The sequence below is a fragment of the Paraburkholderia sp. RL17-337-BIB-A genome (genome assembly GCF_046025895.1).
Classification (GTDB): Bacteria; Pseudomonadota; Gammaproteobacteria; order Burkholderiales; family Burkholderiaceae; genus Paraburkholderia; species Paraburkholderia fungorum_C.
The window spans coordinates 590,785-609,995 of record NZ_JARESY010000003.1; the positions used below are offsets into that span (position 1 = coordinate 590,785).

Genomic DNA, 19,211 nt, shown 5'->3' on the forward strand with positions numbered 1-19,211 from the left:
AAGGGACGTCTGGTTGATTCTACGAATACGATAATCATCGCCGCCAGCAATCCATCTCGCGGACATCGGCTATGACCCGGAGTTCGGCGCACGCATGCTCAAGCAAAAAATCCCTCAGGAAGGGGAGTCGCAGCTCGCGGACGCCGTTTTGCGCGGCGAACGCGCCAGGTGAACTGGGCAAAGGGTGAAAATCGGATTATCGGCGGCTGATTTCAACCCTTGGCGTATTCGAATTCCGGGAGCTTGCTCAGCGCATCCTTGCTCGCGCCCTCCAGTATCATCTTCGGTGTGATCTGCTTGAACCGCTGCACCGGAATAGCGACGCGGTGCGCAGCGATGCCGAGAAATCCGCCAACATCGATGATGGCCACGGAAAGTGACCCGTCGGGCGCGATAATCAGGTCGTCGATCCGTCCTATCTTTTCGTTTTTGTCGTTGTACACGTCGGTGTGGACTAGCTTCGATGCACGCCACCCCTTCGCTACAAGTTGCGTTTGGGTGACGGTCACGCCGAGAGGCACCGCGCCTGCGACCGGGGCTGCGGGCTGCTGCCCCGTCGCGGAGCCGGCCGGGAACACGGTGGCCGTCACGGCGAGCAAAAGTGAGAGGGTTCTCGTAGCCTTTTCGAGTTTTTCATCCATGATGTACTCCCAATGCGTACGAATAAATAATGGGGCACCCTGCCCCGCCGTGGCCTTTATGGGTGCAGCGGCCCGTTCCGCTTGCCGGAGAAGTCGCTACGCCGCCGGCCGCGCGGACTGTTGCGGAGTGCTATCAGCAGCACTGCAGTGATCACGGTCTGCATAGGCCGAGCGGCAATGGAATCCACCGGTCTTTTTGGCTCGAGCGATGCCGGAACCCTGTGAGGACCGCCGCGGCGCATCCTAACAGCGCGTACGCAGCGACCATGGCGATTAGCAGAACAAGCGTAATTCCAGGCGCCAACAGCGCGAGCAGACCCAATAGTAGTCCCGCGATGCCTCGCACCAAGAGCAGCATCCGCCATGCATGTGCTAACAGTTCGTCCATCGATGGTGCTCCGATCTCAACCAAGGTGAACTTCATCCAGGACGTCAGCTTTTGCGCCGAGCTGATTCGGCCCATGACGTCAAGCCTAAGCTCGCCAAGGGCGTTCTTCTTTCTCTTTTCTGCCTAGAGGTATCGAAAATCTGCAGTGTGACCCGCGCGCGGACCGGTCGCGAAACCGGGACGAAAGGATCGGCGAAGGCGATGTTGGTGTCCTCCTGCAACTCGCGAGTTGCCGCACCGATCAATCCTTCTTCCGGCTTCACTGTTTCGCCCGGCAACTACCACCTCGAACCCCACTTCGCGACGAGCAACAATGCGGCTATCCGCTACCAGTCGGGCGTCCAGCTTACCGCGGACTACGGCGTCAATTACCACATCAAACACAACTGGCTCGTCGGCGTGGGCGGATAGCCGCTCGTGCTTCAGCGCCATGGCGAACTCAAGGATCTTGCAATCCGTGGCCGAGAGTCCGTGAGGTTTGCGAGCCGCGCCCAGCGGTGTGAAACCCTCGCTGGACGTTCAAGCAGTGGCCAAGAAATACCTTGCGCGACATCTCTCGACTGAATTCACCGGCCATCGCCCGCTTCATCGCTTTCAACACCGACGAGAGTGGACTGCCGTCGTTCTCAAAGGGCTCAGCGACATAAATAATGTTCACGCCAGCGCGGCGGCATGTGTACTCATAAAAGGCGCTCTCATCGACATCCTGAAAACGTCCCCAGCGGCTGACGTCGTACACCAGAACGCTGGAAAACCTGCGAGCGGGATTTTCCACATCAAGCAGCAGTTGGATCAGCGCTGGCCGGTCACGCAATGTGAGACCGCTGATTCCCGCGTCTTCGTAGTCCCGCACGATCCGTATGTTGTGTGTGGCTGCATACCGGGCAATCGCTTCGCGCTGGAAGAGCGGAGAGTATTCCTGGTGATCGGTGGACATGCGAATGTATTGCGCGGCCCGGGGCGGCGCAGCCGGGTGAATAGAAGGCGTCCGGGCGGGGGACATGGAAGCTCGACTGACGGTAAGCTTCAGTGCTAGTGTTTTTCGCTCAAGATCGGCGATAACGCTTGCCGCGAGAGGAAACCGACATTATTGCCCTGCGCCCGCTCCAGTCCGGCATCAGAAACATTCGCGGCGACGCTATGCGTGGAATTACTTGAGGACGGCAATTCGCAGGGCTACGAACGCTTAAAGCCCGGTCGCAGTTCCAATGAGATTCATGCGATCACGGTCGTGAAGGCTTATCCACTCATTTCAACGTCACTCTATCTCGGTCGTTGACGATCCGTGCACTGGCATCGGGCGATTGAAATCGACCATATGCGACTGGCTGCGAAATCGGCGAAATTGCTTCGATTCCGCTGATGCTGCCATACACTAACGACGGGGATCTTAACGCTGGCAAGAGCAGGTCCTGCGTGAAAGTCGATATTTGGCGCGAGTCGGGAGGACCATTCTCCTGCCCGGGTTGGTGCTGCCTTCCCGAAATCTGCAGTTTTTGACCCTACACGGAGGTTACAGTGAACGAAACCGAAGCGAACAAATGCACCGAGATTCGTCTTCATGCAGGGACTGTTATCGAGAACGGCTGTCGACGCGCGATCGTTGCCTGTACCGACATGCTGGACGTCACCCAGACGAACGGCGCTTACGAGCAACTATGCGAAGTTAGGGACGCTTCGCCCGGTCTTCACGTTGCAGCTAAAGCCGCACGACACAATGCTGGCCGGATGCGGTACAACGGATGATCGAATCTACCGGATTGGACGAGGAAGCACGCGCCGAACTGCTCTGCTATCTTGCAATAGCCCAGCTTGTCTCCAGGGCGCGCGGCGGTGATTGGCTACGCACAGATCACCTCGTCGAGTCGACCCGCATCTGGCTTGCCGGAAACGGCGCGAAGGCCAACTGGTCAGAGCGGGTGCAACTTGGCACTCTCTCAGAAGAGATCGCGCTCGACCTGACAGGTCTGCCGGATTTCGCCGACGCGGAATACCTGGCAAGACTGTTTACCGACGGGTGGAGACTGGACTATCGATCGCCTGTTGTACGTGGAATCTACTCAGCTTGCGTGGCCAAGTTGAGCGGGGAAGCATGACCTAGTCGTCACACTACCTTCGACCGTGTAGCTATCGATGTTGACGTGGATGTCGCGCCCGTCGAATGAAAAATGGCGGACGTTGCATCGGGCCGAAGTCGTTAAGGGTTATTCGATGCCTGCCATCGGCCGCAGGAATGTGAGGGTGTCTCTGCGCGTGTTGGCAGGCGTCGAATAACCCTTAACGGACCCGGTCCGATGGCATAGTGCGCTGCTTCAAGTGCGTTCCTCGGGCGCCACTGCTATGACGCCCGGCGTAGGGAATACATCAGAGCATCTCTGGTGTCTCAGCGCACCGGTTCGATCTTGAAAGCATCGACCGCTACACCAAGGTCCACGCCTTCACCGCTGCCGCTCAATGCCATCGACGTCGTTCCCTTGGTCAGCACCTGGGCAGTACCGCTCCTCCCCGCGCCGGCCGAAGCACCGACTTGCGCATAACTGCCGTACACATCCCTGATGCTGTAGACATTGGTGATATCGCCGTGGCCACTGACGTGAAACTTGCCGGCCGTCAGGCCGCCGCCGTGTACGCTAATCGTCACCGCGGCCCTTTGCCCATTGTCGCAAGTTACTCTGCCGCGTCCTTCGGCGTGCTGATAAATCGCCGACCATCCGGACATGCTGAAAGTCAGATGGCATTTCACCGGCGCGCCGCCTGCCTGAGCCGGGGTGGCGGTCAAGCCCGCCAGGGCACCCACGCACAGCAACGTGGCGGCAGTCGATACAAGGGTATGCTTGCTCATAGAAGTCTCCTGGCCCCTGAACATAGGGTATCCAGTGTAACCGTCATTTGCAGCGGGTCGGCTGATGGCCACCGAATGTAGATGCGGCAGTGCGGGCGAACGCCGGTTCATGGCCGACCCGGCGGTTGAGGGTCGGTTACGGAAATCCGGCATGGGATGTCGTGGCGCGACTCAAATGACTGTTTCGAAGACCGCAACGGTCGTAGGCCTCACAATCTTACGTTTGCCGTTTCCATGAATTACAAATCTAAAATTCAACTTATCGAAAGGCGTCGACCTTGGTCTTGGTCGCGTTCAGCCGTTCCTCGTTGCATTTCCACACGGGTCCCCTATTCTCTCTCTTGGGCACGTGCGTTTGCTTGCCCTTTTTTGAACTCGGCCAGGTGAAATCGGGAACCAGGTCATTGTTACGGGAGCGGTGAACGCGACGATTTTTCTCGCTGATGACCGTTTAATGGCTATGCAACAGGAGGAAGAGATGGCGAAGGTACTCGTTTTGTACTACTCGATGTACGGACACATCGAAACGATGGCCAACGCGGTGGCCGAGGGCGCCCGCGCTGTGCCCGACACCGAGGTGACGCTCAAGCGGGTGCCTGAAACGATCCCCGACGAGCAGGCAACGGCATACGGCGTCAAGCTGAACCAGCCAGCGGAGGTGGCCACACCGGACGAACTCGCGGAATACGACGCGATCATCTTCGGAACGCCCACGCGATTCGGCAACATGGCAGGCCAGATGCGCACCTTTCTCGACCAGACCGGTGGTCTATGGATGAAAGGCGCCCTGGTCGGCAAGATCGGCAGCGTGTTCGCGTCGACGGCCACACAGCATGGCGGCCAGGAAACCACGATCACCTCGTTTCATTCCACGCTCCTGCACCAGGGCATGGTGATCGTCGGCGTGCCGTACTCGTGCAACGGGCTGACCAACATGAACGAAATCACGGGCGGCACGCCTTATGGCGCAACCACGCTCGCGGGTTCGGACGGCAGCCGACAACCCTCGCCTAACGAGCTCGATATTGCCCGGTATCAAGGCAAGCACGTCGCCGAACTGGCAGCGCGGCTCTTCCATTGAACACTGCGCAATCAAAACGAAGATGGCGGGCGCGTCAGCGTGACGAAAGGAGCGGGCCTGACCGCCGCAGGCAAAAGCTGACCGGCTTTTCCGGCGCAGTCGCCTATATGACATCGGCAGAGGCGCCTGCGCCGACACTCTCCGCAATCGTCGCGATCGTCGCGGGCTTTTACACCCGTCCGCTCGCGCTGCTGCTTGCGCTCTATACCCTCGGCACTGCATTGATCGGCCATCACTACTGGACCACGACGGGCATGGAGCAGTATGCGAACATGATCAACTTCTACAAGAACATCGGCATTATCGGCGCCGTGCTACTTCTATGCGCGACAGGTCCCGGGAAATACTCGCTCGACAGAAAATAGTGGTGTAGCGCAGGCCGACAGACGAAGCGCGACTCAACATGACCGCAGAGCGATTCGTCGATCAACTTCATACTCTCCCGTCAGCGGAGACAGCGCGCACGACCCGGTAAACGCGAACCAGCAATCACCGTAAGCACGAAGGACTGTTGCTGGAGCGGAGCGGCCGTATGAATGGCCGTACGAGCACGAAGGCGAATGGCTGCAGTTCGCCGAACCCGGGCCGACGCAAACCTCGCAGGATCGCTGATCGCAGCAGATATGCGAAAGGCATGGACCGACCCACTTCAGCCAATTATCGATCCGCCAGGTAGATGGCAGCACTCGGGCGCACATCGGACATGGGGAGAGGAGTCTCCTAGTCCGCGATCCCTTCTTCAATCTTCCCTTCCGGTCGTAGCGCCCATGGATGCGCATTACCTCTCGACGGACCCTGTCATTGAGAATGTGAGCGCGCCGTCGGTAGGTCATCTTCCGCTTTGAAAATCCTTTGCGGCTCTCTGACTAGAAGAATCGAGCGCGTTCCATGGCTGCATGACATGGCAATCACGCAGGTTCCGCGTCACGATAATTGTCTGCCATAGCAACAGCAAGTGTCCGCAGAGGGGCGTCGGCCTTCTCGTGATTCAGATGAAGCGGCTTCACATCTGCGGTCGAACCTTCGCGGACTGCCCCATCGATCTGCGCCAGCAACTCCGCAATCAGCGTCTGACGCCTGCGAAATGCAGCGCGCCGGTTAGACGGAACCTCGCTGATGTCGCGGTGATATGGGCGAAGCGGCAGCAAGAACCGCCCCTCGACCTCAATTCCGCCTAGTTCACGCCAGAAGCCGTCGTAGTCCGCGCTAAACTGAACCGCTGTTGCAGCGGAAACATGCGTCTTCTTCGTCACTCCAGTGAGCGCGTCCACCCCTGCCATCCTGCACAATTCGCCAACGGCTTCCATCACAGCTGCCTTCGGTCGTAGGCCATGACATGCACGTGTGGCCTCGCGCACTCGCTCTCTGTCCCCGCTGGCCGGCCCTTGCAGCCCCCCGATCAGCGCTCCCCGTTTCCCTGTTTGGGGATGCATTTCGAAGCTAACGGTCGCCCACGCAAGATCGACGTGCTCAAACACGTCACGCCAGGCGACGGTAAGCAATCCTTCGCGCCAGCAGCGTACCGGCTCACTCACAACGAGCGCATACCTGCCGTTCGATGCCAACGTCGCATATTCCGAATTCAGGTAGAGCGTGCGCACCATATCTTCACCGAATAGCTCCCGAACGACTCGAAAATGACCGCACAGCAGCTCGGCACGCGCGTATGCAGGCATATCGGCCTGGGCGAAGCAACGAAAGGGCCGTTCAAGAAAGCGCCGGTTGCAGACAGCAATATCCGCAAGCAGGGAGTTCGTCGTCAATGCCTTCAACCAGATGCGTGCCGCAAACGGACTGAGTAGTGCGTACATCAGCACGCGGACCCGCCGGAAGATATCGTGAGGAGTTCGTCCGGGAATAGCTCTAGATAACAGGCGGCAAACTTCAGAAAGCGACATTATCGACCACGATTTATTTTCATTTTAATGAAAGGTGCTAGCACGGAGGCGACCGCGGCAATTGCAAGAGTTGCTGCCAGCAAGCTTGTCATAAGGGACGGCGTTCCGATTCGTAACTTTAGTCAATCCGAATATCGGGCCTCTCATTCGCAAATCGAATTGTCCGTTCAATACATCGCATTCCTCACCGATCACGGCGAACCCCATCGCGAATGCTCGTCTTCGGACAGACCATGCGACTACTCTCAAGATGCGATGTGACCGGCATCGAATTGTTACGCAACATTTCTAGCGTAACCGAAGATTACAGGATATTCCGGTGGGCGCCTAGTGCCGACAGGAATATCGTGGGCGGGATTTGAAAACCGGGCGCATCGTGGAGACGAGGTTGGCCGACAAGCGACACTTCACCAATAAGATTTGAATGGCCGGTTCGCGACCTGGGCCGACGCCTGGATGTCTGAGCGGCGGCGCAGGCGAATGACGCTTCATGGCCGGACAGCGACCGATTACTGCCCGGCCGACCGTGGCTCAAACCTCGGTCTGTTCCGCCATCTCGAGCGCATCGTCGACTTCGATGCCGAGGTATCGCACTGTACTTTCCAATTTCGTATGACCGAGTAACAACTGTACCGCCCGCAGGTTTTTTGTACGGCGGTAGATCAGCGATGCTTTGGTCCGGCGCATCGTGTGCGTGCCGTATGCCGTGTCGTCAAGTCCAATCGACCGCACCCACCGATGCACGAGCCGCGCGTACTGACGCGTTGAAAGATGGGGTGATGCATGAATCCGGCCCGGAAACAGAAAGTCCGAAGGCGAGAGCCCTGCTGCCTTGATCCAAACTTCCACGCTCTCGCGGGTCTGCTCGGTGATTTCGAACTGCACCGACCGCTGCGTCTTCTGCTGCATCACAGTGGCCCGGGGCGCAACGCGTGAGCCTAGGCAGACGTCGCGCACTCGCAGCTTTGTCAGGTCGCATGCCCGTAGCTTGCTGTCGATCGCCAGATTGAACATCGCTAAATCGCGCGTTTTTGCCCCAAGCTGCAGCCGGATCCGGATGGCCCAAATTTCCCGAAGCTTCAGCGGCGGCTTCTGCCCGGTCAGCTTGCCCTTGTTCCACGGCACGCGCAGCACAGTGCTGTTAATAGTCGCGTCCATGACGATCTCCTTTCAAGCGAAGGGAGACTGAGTTTGCGCCTACCAATGGCGGGCGATACCCGACCCGCAACGGTCCGTCAGGTTTATCCAAAGCGGCCATTCAATGCTGCCGTCTCAATCAGCCTCCCCTATCGGACAAGCTATGCGAAAAGGCGGGTTTCGCCACTGCTCGTCAGTGAAGGGTCAATCGGGCTGCCATCAGTTCACACAATCACTCGCGACCGTTGAGCGACCGGGATGGACTGTTTCTGGACTATAAAGTACATGGACAATCGCAGATCCGGGGGTGCCAAACTCTGAAAACCGCTTGGCGCTTAGATTAGGCGTTATCGCACAAAATACCATCTTCCGAAATGGGATTGACTGCATGAGAAACCGACGGTATTTTTTGTGACTGGGCGTCATGCCCCGCCGCCTCACAGTTCATTTCGATTCCGTGCCTGCTGTGGAGTCTCGTCGGCACGGAAACTCGGACCGAAGCCATGCGTATCTACTTCCAGAACGCGTCTATCCCGACGCGGGCCGCCAATCGGCTCAAATACCGCCTTTCGCTAAAGGAATCCCACGCGCGACAGGTGACCTCCGAAGTCTTCGGCTATAGAGACTGGACCGACCTCCACAGCGAGCTGGGCAGCAAAGTAGCTTCCGCACTCGACGAAGCGTGTGACAGCGCGACACTGACCGCGAGACGCGGATATCAGGCGTCGCAATTGGCCGCATCGTCAATTGATCTTCACGGTGAATCCGCGGACGACCTTGTTCGATGGTGGCAACCATCGTCCGCCCATGCGCAAGACGAAGGCGGGCACCCGACAGGAACGCCGTTTGCCGGCTCCAAGGAAGATCTGAGTTTTCAGGATGCGCTGAGCACGTTGGCTCACGCCGCGCAGTATCCCGTTGGCCACTTCGAACAAGCGCTTACGACTGGCATACACAGAACGGAAAACGAAAGCTCGCTGAGGTTTGTAGAATCGATTGCTGATGAGTTGCTAAGCGGCAACCGAAACCGGGAACCCGAAGTGGCTCGTCACCTTCTTGAGGCTTTGGCCGCGCGCGGACTGCCCCGATCGATACTTAACCTGGCGACGAGTTTGACGCTTGGCGATGGTGGGCCGAAAGACGAAAAGAGAGCCAGGGACTTGCTTAAGCAGCTGGCTGAATCTGCTTCAACGCCCGATGATCTGAAGCAGATTGCCGAATCACGCCTGGGCACCGCCTAAGCGCCACGCATCCCGCGGAAACCCCGTACCGCTCCAACTGCGGGAGCGGACGGCGGAGACGGGCGGCATCCCCGCTGCATTCAACGCCGGGCTGCATTGCGATCACGCTGCGGAAGAGGGATCAACCAATGGCTCCGCCGAAAGCTGCTCATTTCTATTGGCTCGTGGCGGCCAGAAGCATCCAGCAACCAGGCATCTCGCCTGACTCTTTGCGACAAGTCGGGTTTCCGGGGTCCCCTGGGGCTGGTCTGTATAAATCGCGGACGCAGGCGTTGCAGAATTGGCCGTGGAGCGGAAATGCCACAGGCGGCCGGGCGTTACTCCGGCTACTATGTCCTCACCACTGTGTCGGGCGATTTTTCCGACCATGCGCTGGCGAGTGATGAGCACCTTTACACCTGCGGTGCAGGCACCCGTGGGTTTGATCATTGTGCCGTATTCGCACCAGCATGGCACGGACGGGGACCGCATCGACGTAGACGCAGATTGAAAATCATCTAGCGGACCTCCTGCCGCCGCCCTGCCGGGCGACGGGGTTAAAGTGAGTTTGCCAAAACCGCTTCAACCGGAAGGAGGTCATCATGAACTATAGCGGCATTGACCTGCATTCGAACAACAGCGTGGTGAGCGTGATCGACGAAACGGACCGCGTGGTCGCCGAAAGGCGGCTGCCGAACGACCTGCCAAAGATCCTGGCGCTTCTTGCCCCGTGGCGACCCGAACTGGCCGGCGTCGTGGTCGAGTCCACGTACAACTGGTACTGGCTTGTCGACGGCCTGCAGGCGGCCGGCTTCGTGGTACATCTGGCCAACACCACGGCGATCAAAAAGTACGATGGGCTCAAGCACAGTGGCGACGAGACCGACGCGCGCTACCTGGCCCACCTGCTTCGTCTGGGCATCCTTCCCACTGGCACCATATTGCCGGCGGAGCACCGCCAGGTCCGCGACCTGGCCCGCAAGCGCATGCAACTGGTGCGCAGCCGCACCAGCCACATTCTCGCCGTTGAGAACATTACGGCGCGTCAGTCCGGCACGCGAATCACGAGCAATCAGGTCAAGCAACTGGACCAGGCCGCTGTCGGGCAGCTGCATCTCCCAGACGACGTGGCGCTCGCGGTCCGGGCGAACGTCGCGGTCATCGCGACGCTCTCCTCACAGATCGCCATCGTGGAAAAGCGTCTTCAGGAAAAGGGTCGCGCCACGTCCGGACTACGCTCTCCTGACCACGGTACCCGGCATTGGTCAAACGCTTGCGACCATTATCGTGCTGGAAACAGGAGCCATCGAACGCTTCGCCAGCGCCGGCAACTTCGCCTCCTATGCGCGGTGCGTGGACAGCCAGCGCATGAGCAACGGCAAGAAAAAAAGCGAAGGCAATACCAGGAACGGAAATCCATACCTGTGCTGGGCATTCATCGAAGCAGCCAACTTCGCGATGCACTTTAGCACCGAAGCCAGGCAGTTCTACGAGCGCAAGAAAGCCAGGACGAATTCAGTGATCGCACGCAAGGCACTGGCCCACAAGCTCGCCCGTGCGTGCTTCCACATGCTGAAGGAGCGAAAACCATTTGATGTGAACCGCTGCTTCGCATAAGCGTTACGACGGCGACCGGCAAGCCCTGATCGTTGACTGGCGAGCAGCCACCGAGATTGAATGGGATGCCGTGCCGCCGTCCCCGATTTGCAGTAAAGCGGATCGCCTGCAACACGAGCCAACCCTGGATTGGTGCCGGACGTCTGGCAACCACGAGTATTGTGCGAATTCATTGGACGTGTTGTGGCACCAACGTTCTTCTGGGGTGGCAGAGCCACCAGGGCGACCGGCAACCGATGTACGCCGATCGCTTGAGCCTGATGGGTGTCTGGCGCGATCCGTCGCAGCCATGAATCGAAGAAACGGGTGCGCTCGGCTACTGCATTCGGTCAGTGCAATCGAAATCGCTTGCTCAGGCAGTCGACGGTATTGTTTGCTCACTTGACACCGGGCCCGCTAATGGGTGTCAACGATTTACCCGCCGGTATCGGATGACTCTAGATGGCCGAAGGTGTGTGAAAACACATGCTGAACGCAGCGTTCGAAAAAATCGACCCTTCAGATCGCTCCGTATTGGCTTGGCAGCAACTCGGGAAGGGTAAAGCGACACCCGAAAACCGAGTACTCTTGAGTTTTCACGCACCCTCGGCCGTCTTCCGCCATCACGCGTCTCCTCATATAGGTTGATGCGAGTCCATGATGTCAGCTGCGATCTGCATTGAGATGACTGTGTGATCGAGGCAGACGTTTGCCCTGACGTCCTCGACGTAACCATTCGTGTGCGAGCGTGCCGGGCTTCTCGAATGCGGATTGCGTCGCAGCACGATCATCGATCAGAACTGAACCATGTCAGAGCGCGTCACATTCATATTCTTCGCAAGGCTGGCCGGTGCGTTTAACAGAATCCATGTCGCGGACAGTTCGGCGAACGGGTCCGGGGCCGAGAGCGTGTCGATCGGCACCACCGCTTTGAAGCCGCGCAATGATGCGGCGCTTGCGGTATAAAGGACTGCGCCATGCGCGACGGTTCCAGTGACGATTACGGTATGGATGTGTTTCGCCTTCAATGCAGCTTCCAGCTTGGTACCAAGAAACTTGTCGACACCCGAGCGCACTACCGTCTCCTCCCCCCTGGGCGCAAGCACCGGAGGCACCGACTTGATCGACCCAGTCGGCGTCGTGCTGTAGACGACCATCATCTTGTGCCGACGCGCAGCGTCGAGCAATGCGGCGACCTTCGGTAACGAGGCGAAACAAGTCGGTCGCTGCGTCGTCGTGCAATTACCAGTGTCGAAATCGAGCACGAGCAGCGCGGTATGGGCGGGATCGACCGTTACCGAGGGCAGAGGCGGCGACGGCGGCAGATGCACCGAATTCCAGGATGTAACAATGTCATTCGCCTGTGCCAGGCCGCCGAACAGCGGGACAAGCGCGACTGCATAGCGCAGGATACGAGAGCAACGCATGGAACCTCCTTCTATATGAGCCAAAACGATGGTGGCTCAGTTTCCGTTGAAACGAACCAACGACGATGCTGGATACTACGACGAACCCGATCGAAAAAGACCATCGCATCTCGGAATATCCGATGCGGCCGCTTGCGAAGGCTGAACATGAGCTGGTCAAAAGAATCCGGATAGTTTTGAGCTAGAGAATTTCCGGCGACACGCGTGCCCAAGTAGGGCCGCTGGTCATGAAGAAGTCAAAGTCACCGAAAGGCAGATCGCGTTCGCGCTGCACCAAGCCGACATCGGGGTGTAGGTCGACGGGCACTGACCGACCCTCAGCGGACTTCCGGCACGTCGAGGCATCAATGGCTCTTCACAAAGTGCAGCGGACGTTCATCCGGGGGATGTTTGCTGACGGGTCGGCGCTGATTTGCAACGGTTCTGCCTCGCACGCGAACGGTGCTTTTTTGACCTTGTTCGATGAAGCCTAGAAGCGGGTACGCAGGCCTGCCGTGACGGCTACCTGGCTGCTGGTGGCCGACGGTGACAATCCGTTGATGTCAGCCGTAAATACGGCGCCGCCGCCGCTCACGTGCTGGAACTGGCCTTCGACGTACACGTCAGTCCGTCTGGACAGTGAGTAATCCAGCAGTAGGTTGACCTGGTTCCACTTCGGGCTCGATGCGCCCGCGAGGCTGGAGCTGCCGTCTGTGAACGTGTACGAACCTGTGACAGTAAATGCCCGCGTCACGTTATAGCCCGCGTTGACTTCATAGTTGTCGAAACGCAGACTCGAGTTAGCGAGGGGGATCGGCGAGGAGCCGGTGTTGTTGATCCCCGTTGCGTTTTCCAGTTTTGTTTCCGTGAACACAAAGCCGACCGTCGCCGGACCAAACGCGTAGTCGAAACCCGCGCCGAACGTACGTTGCTGCCCGGCGCTAAACGTCGAGTCGCTGCCGGTCACCTGGCCGGCCGGATTGACAATGGAGTCTGTAGCGCCGGCCAGATTGGCGGCACTGCCGCCGTTGCTCAGCTGCAGGTACGACGCCGCGAAACGAAATGGACCGTTATTATATGAAGTACCGAAGCTATAGGCGCGGTTGTCGGAAAAGCCACCCGCCGCGTTCGAGAAGCCGTACAGGCTACCGAACCGCCAGCCGTTGTAGTTCGGACTCGCATACTTCACCGCATTGTTAATCCGCATCGTGTTCTGCAGGTTGTCGTTGTCGTACGGGTGCCCGAAGAACACGCCGCCTTTGGCGGCGCCGGCGCCCGCCAGCGGCGCCAGATAGTCGACCACCGAATCGTATTGACGGCCGAACGTCACCGTACCGAACTGATCGCTCGACAGACCGGCGAACGCCTGTCGGCCGAACAGCAGGCCGTGCTGGCCAAGGGCGCCATTGGTGAGGGTGAAGCCATTTTCCAGCGTGAAGACAGCCTTGAGGCCGCCGCCCAGATCTTCCGATCCACGCAGACCAAAGCGGTCCGGGTTGATGCTGGCATCGGTCATCCCGAATCTACTGTGCCCTGCGGTCGACCCCGTTTCCTTCTGGTTCGACGTATACGTCAGCCCCGTATCGATGAGGCCGTACAGCGTTACGCTGCTTTGAGCGTGTGCCGCAGTTGCAAAAATACCCGTCAGCAGGGCGATCAGAAGAGTTTTTTTCATTGCAATTGCCAAAAATCGACGACCTGGAATATCCCTATTTGTAGGGAAATGCTACTTTCAGCCAGGCGAATGTTGCACTCTCAAAGGGTGTCGCTACATGAAATCGAAGATTGAAAAACTTGGTGATCGTATTCCTTGTGACCGGATGCGTAGGTGTCCGTTTCTGACTCGGCGCGTGGCCCATAAAATAAGTACGTCTGCCGAAACCATTCGGCGAAAATGCGGTGCAAGCCTGCTCAGATCTCGGCAATATCGCGGCCGTTATCTTCAATGACCGAACCAGAGTGACTTGTGGCCGCTGTACGTACGGTCGTTGCCCGGCGTGACGATCGTCATGCGCGAGCCTGCTTGCGACGACCCCGTCAACGCGACGCCGCCTACCGACTTATCGGTCGTCGACTGCTGCGCAGCGACGTTCGATTGGGTAGCCTGGGCGTCGGTTTGATAGTTGGTGCTTTGCGCGAAGGCAAAAGCGGGCGCAGCGAGTGCGCAGGAAACGAGAAAAGCCTTGAGCGTTCCTTTCATGATGGTTCACCTATCGTTGAGTAATGGCTGCGTTCACATGAACGGAGCCTTAAGGCCCTTCATTGCGTATCGAGAAGAGTAGAGTTGATGCCATTCTGAGCAGTTTCGAATGACCAGATCCTGTCTCGCGCATTACCAAGTTGTCAGCTTTCGCCCCTTCGCCAGATTGAAGCCGTAAACGCAACAACCGCCGCGCGGCAAAGCCGGTGCGGCAGTTGTTGCGTTCGATAAAACCTATCGACTAGTTCGCGCCGGTAACGTCGTCACCCGCGCTCATCTGCTGCTGGGTCGGACACACCTCGTGCAGTCGACGGAGGAAGTCGTCGCCACATTGCTGACGTAGAACCCTGTCTGTCCCAATGGCAGCTCCTGCCCGATGAAGGAGCGTTTGTCTTCGACAATCGGATGGCCGGTTTCGGATGGCCGGTTTCACGCCCTGAGGTAGTCCGTCAAGCTTTTTCAGGCTGTGGTGCAAATAGGAATGGCGAAATCGGTTAGAGTTGTCGAAGCAAACGAACTGATGGCCGGCGATGAGCAAGTTAAAGACTATCGATGTGTTGTTCGATGGACGGCATTTTGATCGAGAGATCATCATTCTGTGCGTGCGCAGGTATCTTCGTTACAAGCTTAGCCTGCGTGATCTGGTGGAGATGATGGCCGAGCGGGGTTTGTCGCTGCGCACACCACGATTCTGCGCTGGGTGAAGCGCTTTACACCGGAGTTCGTCAAGCGCTGGAACCGTTTTGGCACGCCCACAGGGCGGTCATGGCGTGTTGACGAAACGTATCTTAAAATCCGTGGCAGGTGGGTCTATCTGTACCGGGCGGTGGACCGGGCCGGCCAGACAGTGGACTTCATGCTCCGCGCAAAGCGCGACGTGGCCGCGGCAAAAGGCTTTTTCGGCAAAGCCATCAAGCATCAGGGCCAAGCGCCTGAGACGATCACGCTCGATGGCTATGCTGCCTCGCATCGCGCGGTGCGCGAGATGAAGGCCGACGGCTTGCTGCCCGAGGACACAAAGGTCCGATCCTCGAAGTACCTGAACAACCCGATAGAACAGGACCATCGCAACATCAAGTCCAGAACCAACGTGATGCTCGGCTTCAAACGGTTCAGGAGTGCCGCGGTCACGATTTCAGGCATCGAGTTGATTCATCGCATTCGCAAAGGTCAGTTCAACCTCGCAAAGCTCGGCCTCAGGGATACCACTGCGGCCTCAGTCTGGAATGCCGTCCTGTCTGCTCGATGAGGTATCCTACCTATTGAAGACCTCTCGACCAGATTGCCTATTTGCACCAGAGCCCTCCTTGACTGGTTGTTGAGTGATGCAACGGCCAGCAGGCGGTTGCCTAATAATAGTCATCCTCGCGCTGGTGCCGGACAGCGAGGATGCTCACCGTACTTGCATCATCAACCTCGAACAGAACGACATACCCTGCCGAACCAAATGGCACGATCAGTTCGCGCAGAAAGGGGTTGTGTTCATCCGCCTTCCTGCACGTGAAGGGGAATTGTTCGAGGACTTGGGCAGATTTTCGCAGCGCCTCAAGCGCGCGCTCCGCGGCCGCTATATCGCGGTCCAGCAGATATCTGTAAAGGCGCAGCACGTCACGACGGGCGCCAGCGGTATAGCGGACACGGTACGTCAATCGTCTTTTCCTGCCGTCCTTGCCGCCTGTAGCATGCTCGCGAGTTCCGCATGCACATCGTCAGCGTCGAAGTACTCACCCGTGCGATGGGCTTCGTCGCGCGCGGCCCGCCCCCGTGCGACGAATTCCCGCTGGAGGCGGCGCTTCGCAATACTTTCGCGGAGCGATCCCTCCATGAACGAGGACAGACTCTCGTTCTCGTTAAGCACTTCCTCTGCAGCCTTGCGCAATTCCGGCTCTACACGCAGCGCGGGCATCGTTGCAGTCTTCATGGCAAACCTCACTGTATTGCATTTGCGATACATTTTACCAGCTTACCGGCAGGCGTGCGCAGGCATAAATCAAATGCCCCCTTTTCGCATGCCACTTAAAAGAAAGCAGGTCGACACTCCGTCTTGTCCACGGCGCTCCGGCTTGCTGCCTGCAACTTGCCCGGGTCGGCATTCTGCGGCAATTCGATCACGCGCCGGAACGCGCCGGCAAAACGCTCCTGTGCATAGGTGCGGGCGTCGCTGCGGGTCGGGTCATCGCGGCCGTCACCACTGAACTCCGGCCGCGCAGGCTTGCGCTCGCCGCTGATCGTCAGCAGACCCTTGTCGATCGACACGTCGAGTCCGGCAGCGCTGACACCGGGCGCGAACGCGACGATCTCGATCGAGTCGTCGGTCGTACCAATGTTGACCTGCGGGAAGGCGCCAAGGCGGCCGCCGCGGATGCTGGACGGGAAGCCGCCGAACAGGCTCGCCATCTGCTGCTGCAGACGGTCGAATTGCGAGCCTGTATAGATGTTGTATGGTGCTGCGCCATGGCCTCGAGGCGAAGCGACGCACGAAGGCCGCGGGATCTCCGTACGGGACAGTGTGTCGAGTCGTGTCACGGCATCGACCGCCCCTGCCACATCATCGACGATATAGCCCGTCACGCCGTCGGCAATCACTTCCGGTACTGAGCCTCGATTGAACGCAACGACGGGCGTGCCATGCCATCCCTCGATCATCACCAGGCCAAACGGCTCAGACCGGCCGATCGGGAACAGCAGCGCGCGGGTGCCTGAGAGGGGTCCAGATTTCTGCGCGTCATCGATCTCGCCGACCATTTCGACATGCGGCTGCGACAGCAGCGGCTGAATCGAGTCCAGAAGCACGCGTCGTCGGCCCTCCCCGCCTTCGCCGCAATCTTCAGTGGCGGACCAGCGCGCGCGGCGATCTCGATGGCCTGGGTCAACCCGCTTTTCAGCACAGATCCGGCCGAGGAAAGCCAGACATCCCGGTTGCGTTTCCGTTTGCTCCTGGCCTTCCGCCCTTCCATGGCAAAGCACCTGATGCGCTTGAGCCTGATTCCTGTGGTCTCGACAATCTGGTCGATTCTTTCGATCTGGCCTTGCGTTTCCTCCAGGTGCTGTTCGAATACCGATCCGAGACCTGGAGTGGTCGATGCCCGTGCCATCCTCGGGAGGGAGTTCGTCATCTGCTTATCGGCACGGTAAATGTCGGACAGCGAATGAACGAACAGATCCTTCAGCGTCTTCGTACTCATAGCTACTTCATCGAGCCGGATTTCGAAACGGCCCTCCAATGGGTCCAATGGGGAGTGACCTGGCCGCGAAGCGCGCAAACAGCATGTCCCTGTCGGCCATTCGATACGCGTCTCTCCCGGGCGCCGACCACCGCCGGACCGGGTCCAGGTCGGAAACGGCACAGCGTATGCTTCAGGGTTTCTGTGATGCCGTCAGATGAGCGCGAGGAGATCGGCGCCGCCGGTGCGAAAGCGCAATTCTTATCTTTGACTGGCTTGTGCGTTGGTAGGTTGGAGGAGCTATGAAGACTGTAAAAATCGACGCCCTTCGTCCCACGCAGATGACTCACGGCCTGCGCGAAATACGTCAAAAGACCGCAGCGTACAAATAGCTTTCAGGCCACGACCTGGACATGGTCATCGCCGAAAAGCCGGTTCCAGTTGTCTACGGGCCGGGCGGCACGCCATTCGCCATCGACCATCATCATGTCGCGACGGCGCTCTGGCGCGCCGACATTCGGGCCGTCCCGATTGTTCTGGTGGAGGACCTGTCGTCATTGTCGCAAGGCGAATTCTGGCTGACCCTGGAAAACCACCGGTGGACCTATCCGTATGATGTTCATGGCGGGCGGGTATTGTTCACGATGATGCCCAAACACATCTGGGACCTCGCCGACGATGAATATCGAAGCCTCGCATCCGTGCTGATCGCCTTGCTCGGATCTACCGCATGGCCGCCAGGACTTCTGAAAGGAAGCGAAGGCAGCATAGGAAGCAAGGCGGCCGATAAGTCCCCGCCGGAGGCGGCATCCAGCCTGTGACGCTGCTGCCGTTGTCCTGGCTTCCGCGCACGGCCGCCGAGCACGAGACCTGGGACAGCTTTCTTTGGCGGCTGGACCGAGTGGCTGGAGGCGATCAACAGACAGCGAGAACCCGGCGTGGGCGGACATTTGACGACGTCGCGGCGCGCGCGCCTGAGGTCAACGAGGACCGCGAAAACGCGGGAGTCCGCTCAGATGCCGGGCACCGCGCTGCACAGGATGATCTATCGGTGTCGTGTTTGGCGATATCGGAACGAGCCCGCTCTACACGCTTCGCGAATGTGAAGGCGGCGGGCGGCATTACCCACATGAATGTGTTTGGAATCGTGTCGCTGATTGTTCCCATCTCGCTGGTCATCCTCACGGGCCTTTTCAAAATCCAGAAGCGCGGTACCGGTGCGGTCGGAAAAGTGTTCGGACCGGTGATGATTGTATGGTTCGTGACGCTGGCAGTGCTTGGCGCATCCCATATCGTCACGCATGTCGATATCATGCGAGCCGCATCGCCCCTCTACGCCATCGCGTTTGTTGCGCATGCGCCGACGACGGCATTCTTTGTCCGGCAAATCACAGTCCCTACCCTGGTGGCCCCATACCCGGGCGCCCGGCGCTGTGAAGCGGTCGCGACATGCCTGGCACCCACCCGAAGTCCGTGCCCGGATCGCACGTAGACCCGAGGCAACGTTGTAGCCGACCGACCGGTAAGTCATGAGGTTGCCGCGAGCGTATTGCTGATACTGGATAGTCTGAAGGTTGCCTTACATAACTATTTCGTGAATTTATCGGGCCGCAGGGCGTCGTAGGTGGATCCTTTCAT

General features: G+C 58.8%; 19 protein-coding genes and 6 pseudogenes. 11 read left to right on the plus strand and 14 right to left on the minus strand.

What is annotated here, in order from left to right:
- Nucleotides 1–94: 94 nt before the first annotated feature.
- Nucleotides 95–172 carry a hypothetical protein gene (locus tag P0D84_RS40625; RefSeq protein ID WP_408349728.1) on the plus strand — a complete coding sequence of 26 codons (78 nt, stop codon included), beginning with the start codon at nt 95–97 and terminating at the stop codon, nt 170–172.
- Between the two features lie 40 nt (nt 173–212).
- Here P0D84_RS40625 and P0D84_RS40630 read toward each other — a convergent pair whose 3' ends face one another.
- Both P0D84_RS40630 and P0D84_RS40635 read right to left on the minus strand, forming a co-directional pair.
- The gene (locus P0D84_RS40630) at nt 213–641 is read right to left on the minus strand and encodes a PRC-barrel domain-containing protein (RefSeq protein ID WP_408347791.1); all 429 of its coding nucleotides are present in this window, start codon (nt 639–641) and stop codon (nt 213–215) included.
- 151 nt (nt 642–792) lie between these two features.
- Complete coding sequence (locus P0D84_RS40635) at nt 793–1,104, minus strand: DUF308 domain-containing protein (protein WP_408347794.1); 312 nt, start codon at nt 1,102–1,104, stop codon at nt 793–795.
- Between the two features lie 132 nt (nt 1,105–1,236).
- Between P0D84_RS40635 and P0D84_RS40640 the strand changes: the two genes are divergently transcribed.
- Complete coding sequence (locus tag P0D84_RS40640) at nt 1,237–1,440, plus strand: hypothetical protein (protein ID WP_408347797.1); 204 nt, start codon at nt 1,237–1,239, stop codon at nt 1,438–1,440.
- 28 nt (nt 1,441–1,468) lie between these two features.
- Here the strand turns inward: P0D84_RS40640 and P0D84_RS40645 are convergent, their stop codons facing one another.
- Nucleotides 1,469–2,032 (minus strand): recombinase family protein, encoded by a 564-nt coding sequence (locus P0D84_RS40645; RefSeq protein ID WP_408347800.1) that lies wholly within the window; start codon nt 2,030–2,032, stop codon nt 1,469–1,471.
- 515 nt (nt 2,033–2,547) lie between these two features.
- Between P0D84_RS40645 and P0D84_RS40650 the strand changes: the two genes are divergently transcribed.
- Both P0D84_RS40650 and P0D84_RS40655 read left to right on the plus strand, forming a co-directional pair.
- Nucleotides 2,548–2,775, plus strand: coding sequence for a hypothetical protein (locus P0D84_RS40650; RefSeq protein WP_408347803.1), 228 nt, complete (start codon nt 2,548–2,550; stop codon nt 2,773–2,775).
- Nucleotides 2,772–3,125: a hypothetical protein gene (locus P0D84_RS40655; protein WP_408347806.1), complete on the plus strand. Its 354-nt coding sequence runs from the start codon at nt 2,772–2,774 to the stop codon at nt 3,123–3,125. The genes P0D84_RS40650 and P0D84_RS40655 overlap by 4 nt, the downstream gene beginning before the upstream one ends.
- A gap of 287 nt (nt 3,126–3,412) precedes the next feature.
- On the opposite strand, the gene P0D84_RS40660 is transcribed toward P0D84_RS40655, so the two are convergent.
- Nucleotides 3,413–3,871: a hypothetical protein gene (locus P0D84_RS40660; protein ID WP_408347809.1), complete on the minus strand. Its 459-nt coding sequence runs from the start codon at nt 3,869–3,871 to the stop codon at nt 3,413–3,415.
- A gap of 478 nt (nt 3,872–4,349) precedes the next feature.
- Here P0D84_RS40660 and wrbA point away from each other — a divergent pair, with 478 nt between their 5' ends.
- Both wrbA and P0D84_RS40670 read left to right on the plus strand, forming a co-directional pair.
- On the plus strand, nt 4,350–4,952 hold the full coding sequence (wrbA, locus tag P0D84_RS40665; protein ID WP_408347812.1) for an NAD(P)H:quinone oxidoreductase: 603 nt from the start codon (nt 4,350–4,352) through the stop codon (nt 4,950–4,952).
- A 74-nt stretch (nt 4,953–5,026) separates the two neighbouring features.
- Nucleotides 5,027–5,317: pseudogene (locus tag P0D84_RS40670) on the plus strand (DoxX family protein); the annotation flags it as partial.
- Between the two features lie 543 nt (nt 5,318–5,860).
- Here the strand turns inward: P0D84_RS40670 and P0D84_RS40675 are convergent.
- The gene (locus P0D84_RS40675; RefSeq protein ID WP_408347815.1) at nt 5,861–6,850 is read right to left on the minus strand and encodes a DUF535 family protein; all 990 of its coding nucleotides are present in this window, start codon (nt 6,848–6,850) and stop codon (nt 5,861–5,863) included.
- A 531-nt stretch (nt 6,851–7,381) separates the two neighbouring features.
- Nucleotides 7,382–8,008, minus strand: coding sequence for a tyrosine-type recombinase/integrase (locus tag P0D84_RS40680; RefSeq protein ID WP_408347818.1), 627 nt, complete (start codon nt 8,006–8,008; stop codon nt 7,382–7,384).
- A gap of 482 nt (nt 8,009–8,490) precedes the next feature.
- Between P0D84_RS40680 and P0D84_RS40685 the strand changes: the two genes are divergently transcribed.
- The gene (locus tag P0D84_RS40685) at nt 8,491–9,228 is read left to right on the plus strand and encodes an SEL1-like repeat protein (RefSeq protein WP_408347821.1); all 738 of its coding nucleotides are present in this window, start codon (nt 8,491–8,493) and stop codon (nt 9,226–9,228) included.
- Between the two features lie 581 nt (nt 9,229–9,809).
- A pseudogene (locus P0D84_RS40695) lies at nt 9,810–10,824 on the plus strand (IS110 family RNA-guided transposase).
- Nucleotides 10,825–11,597: 773 nt separating this feature from the next.
- On the opposite strand, the gene P0D84_RS40700 reads toward P0D84_RS40695, so the two are convergent.
- The 3 genes from P0D84_RS40700 to P0D84_RS40710 all read right to left on the minus strand — a co-directional run bounded on the left by P0D84_RS40700 (nt 11,598) and on the right by P0D84_RS40710 (nt 14,409).
- A complete protein-coding gene (locus P0D84_RS40700) occupies nt 11,598–12,230 on the minus strand; it encodes an isochorismatase family protein (protein WP_408347824.1) in 633 nt (210 codons plus the stop codon).
- Between the two features lie 469 nt (nt 12,231–12,699).
- Nucleotides 12,700–13,884: a porin gene (locus P0D84_RS40705; RefSeq protein WP_408347827.1), complete on the minus strand. Its 1,185-nt coding sequence runs from the start codon at nt 13,882–13,884 to the stop codon at nt 12,700–12,702.
- A 267-nt stretch (nt 13,885–14,151) separates the two neighbouring features.
- Nucleotides 14,152–14,409 (minus strand): hypothetical protein, encoded by a 258-nt coding sequence (locus tag P0D84_RS40710; RefSeq protein ID WP_408347830.1) that lies wholly within the window; start codon nt 14,407–14,409, stop codon nt 14,152–14,154.
- A 530-nt stretch (nt 14,410–14,939) separates the two neighbouring features.
- Between P0D84_RS40710 and P0D84_RS40715 the strand changes: the two genes are divergently transcribed.
- A protein-coding gene (locus P0D84_RS40715) for an IS6 family transposase (protein ID WP_408347833.1) occupies nt 14,940–15,658 on the plus strand; the annotation gives its coding sequence in 2 pieces (ribosomal slippage) (nt 14,940–15,087 and nt 15,087–15,658; 720 coding nt in all).
- 100 nt (nt 15,659–15,758) lie between these two features.
- Here P0D84_RS40715 and P0D84_RS40720 read toward each other — a convergent pair.
- The 5 genes and pseudogenes from P0D84_RS40720 to P0D84_RS40740 all read right to left on the minus strand — a co-directional run.
- Nucleotides 15,759–16,058, minus strand: coding sequence for a type II toxin-antitoxin system RelE/ParE family toxin (locus tag P0D84_RS40720; RefSeq protein WP_408347836.1), 300 nt, complete (start codon nt 16,056–16,058; stop codon nt 15,759–15,761).
- Nucleotides 16,055–16,330 (minus strand): YlcI/YnfO family protein, encoded by a 276-nt coding sequence (locus P0D84_RS40725; protein WP_408347839.1) that lies wholly within the window; start codon nt 16,328–16,330, stop codon nt 16,055–16,057. Before P0D84_RS40725 ends, P0D84_RS40720 begins: the two co-directional genes overlap by 4 nt.
- Nucleotides 16,331–16,476: 146 nt before the next feature.
- Nucleotides 16,477–16,806: pseudogene (locus P0D84_RS40730) on the minus strand (Hsp20/alpha crystallin family protein); the annotation flags it as partial.
- A gap of 61 nt (nt 16,807–16,867) precedes the next feature.
- Nucleotides 16,868–17,394, minus strand: a pseudogene (locus P0D84_RS40735) (glycosyltransferase); the annotation flags it as partial.
- A pseudogene (locus P0D84_RS40740) lies at nt 17,358–17,594 on the minus strand (YciE/YciF ferroxidase family protein); the annotation flags it as partial. The pseudogenes P0D84_RS40740 and P0D84_RS40735, both read right to left, overlap by 37 nt.
- Nucleotides 17,595–17,875: 281 nt before the next feature.
- On the opposite strand from P0D84_RS40740, the pseudogene P0D84_RS40745 reads away from it, so the two are divergent.
- Together P0D84_RS40745 and P0D84_RS49125 are read left to right on the plus strand one after the other, a co-directional pair.
- A pseudogene (locus P0D84_RS40745) lies at nt 17,876–18,274 on the plus strand (ParB/Srx family N-terminal domain-containing protein); the annotation flags it as partial.
- 116 nt (nt 18,275–18,390) lie between these two features.
- Nucleotides 18,391–19,065, plus strand: coding sequence for a KUP/HAK/KT family potassium transporter (locus P0D84_RS49125; RefSeq protein ID WP_459252234.1), 675 nt, complete (start codon nt 18,391–18,393; stop codon nt 19,063–19,065).
- Nucleotides 19,066–19,211: the final 146 nt, after the last annotated feature.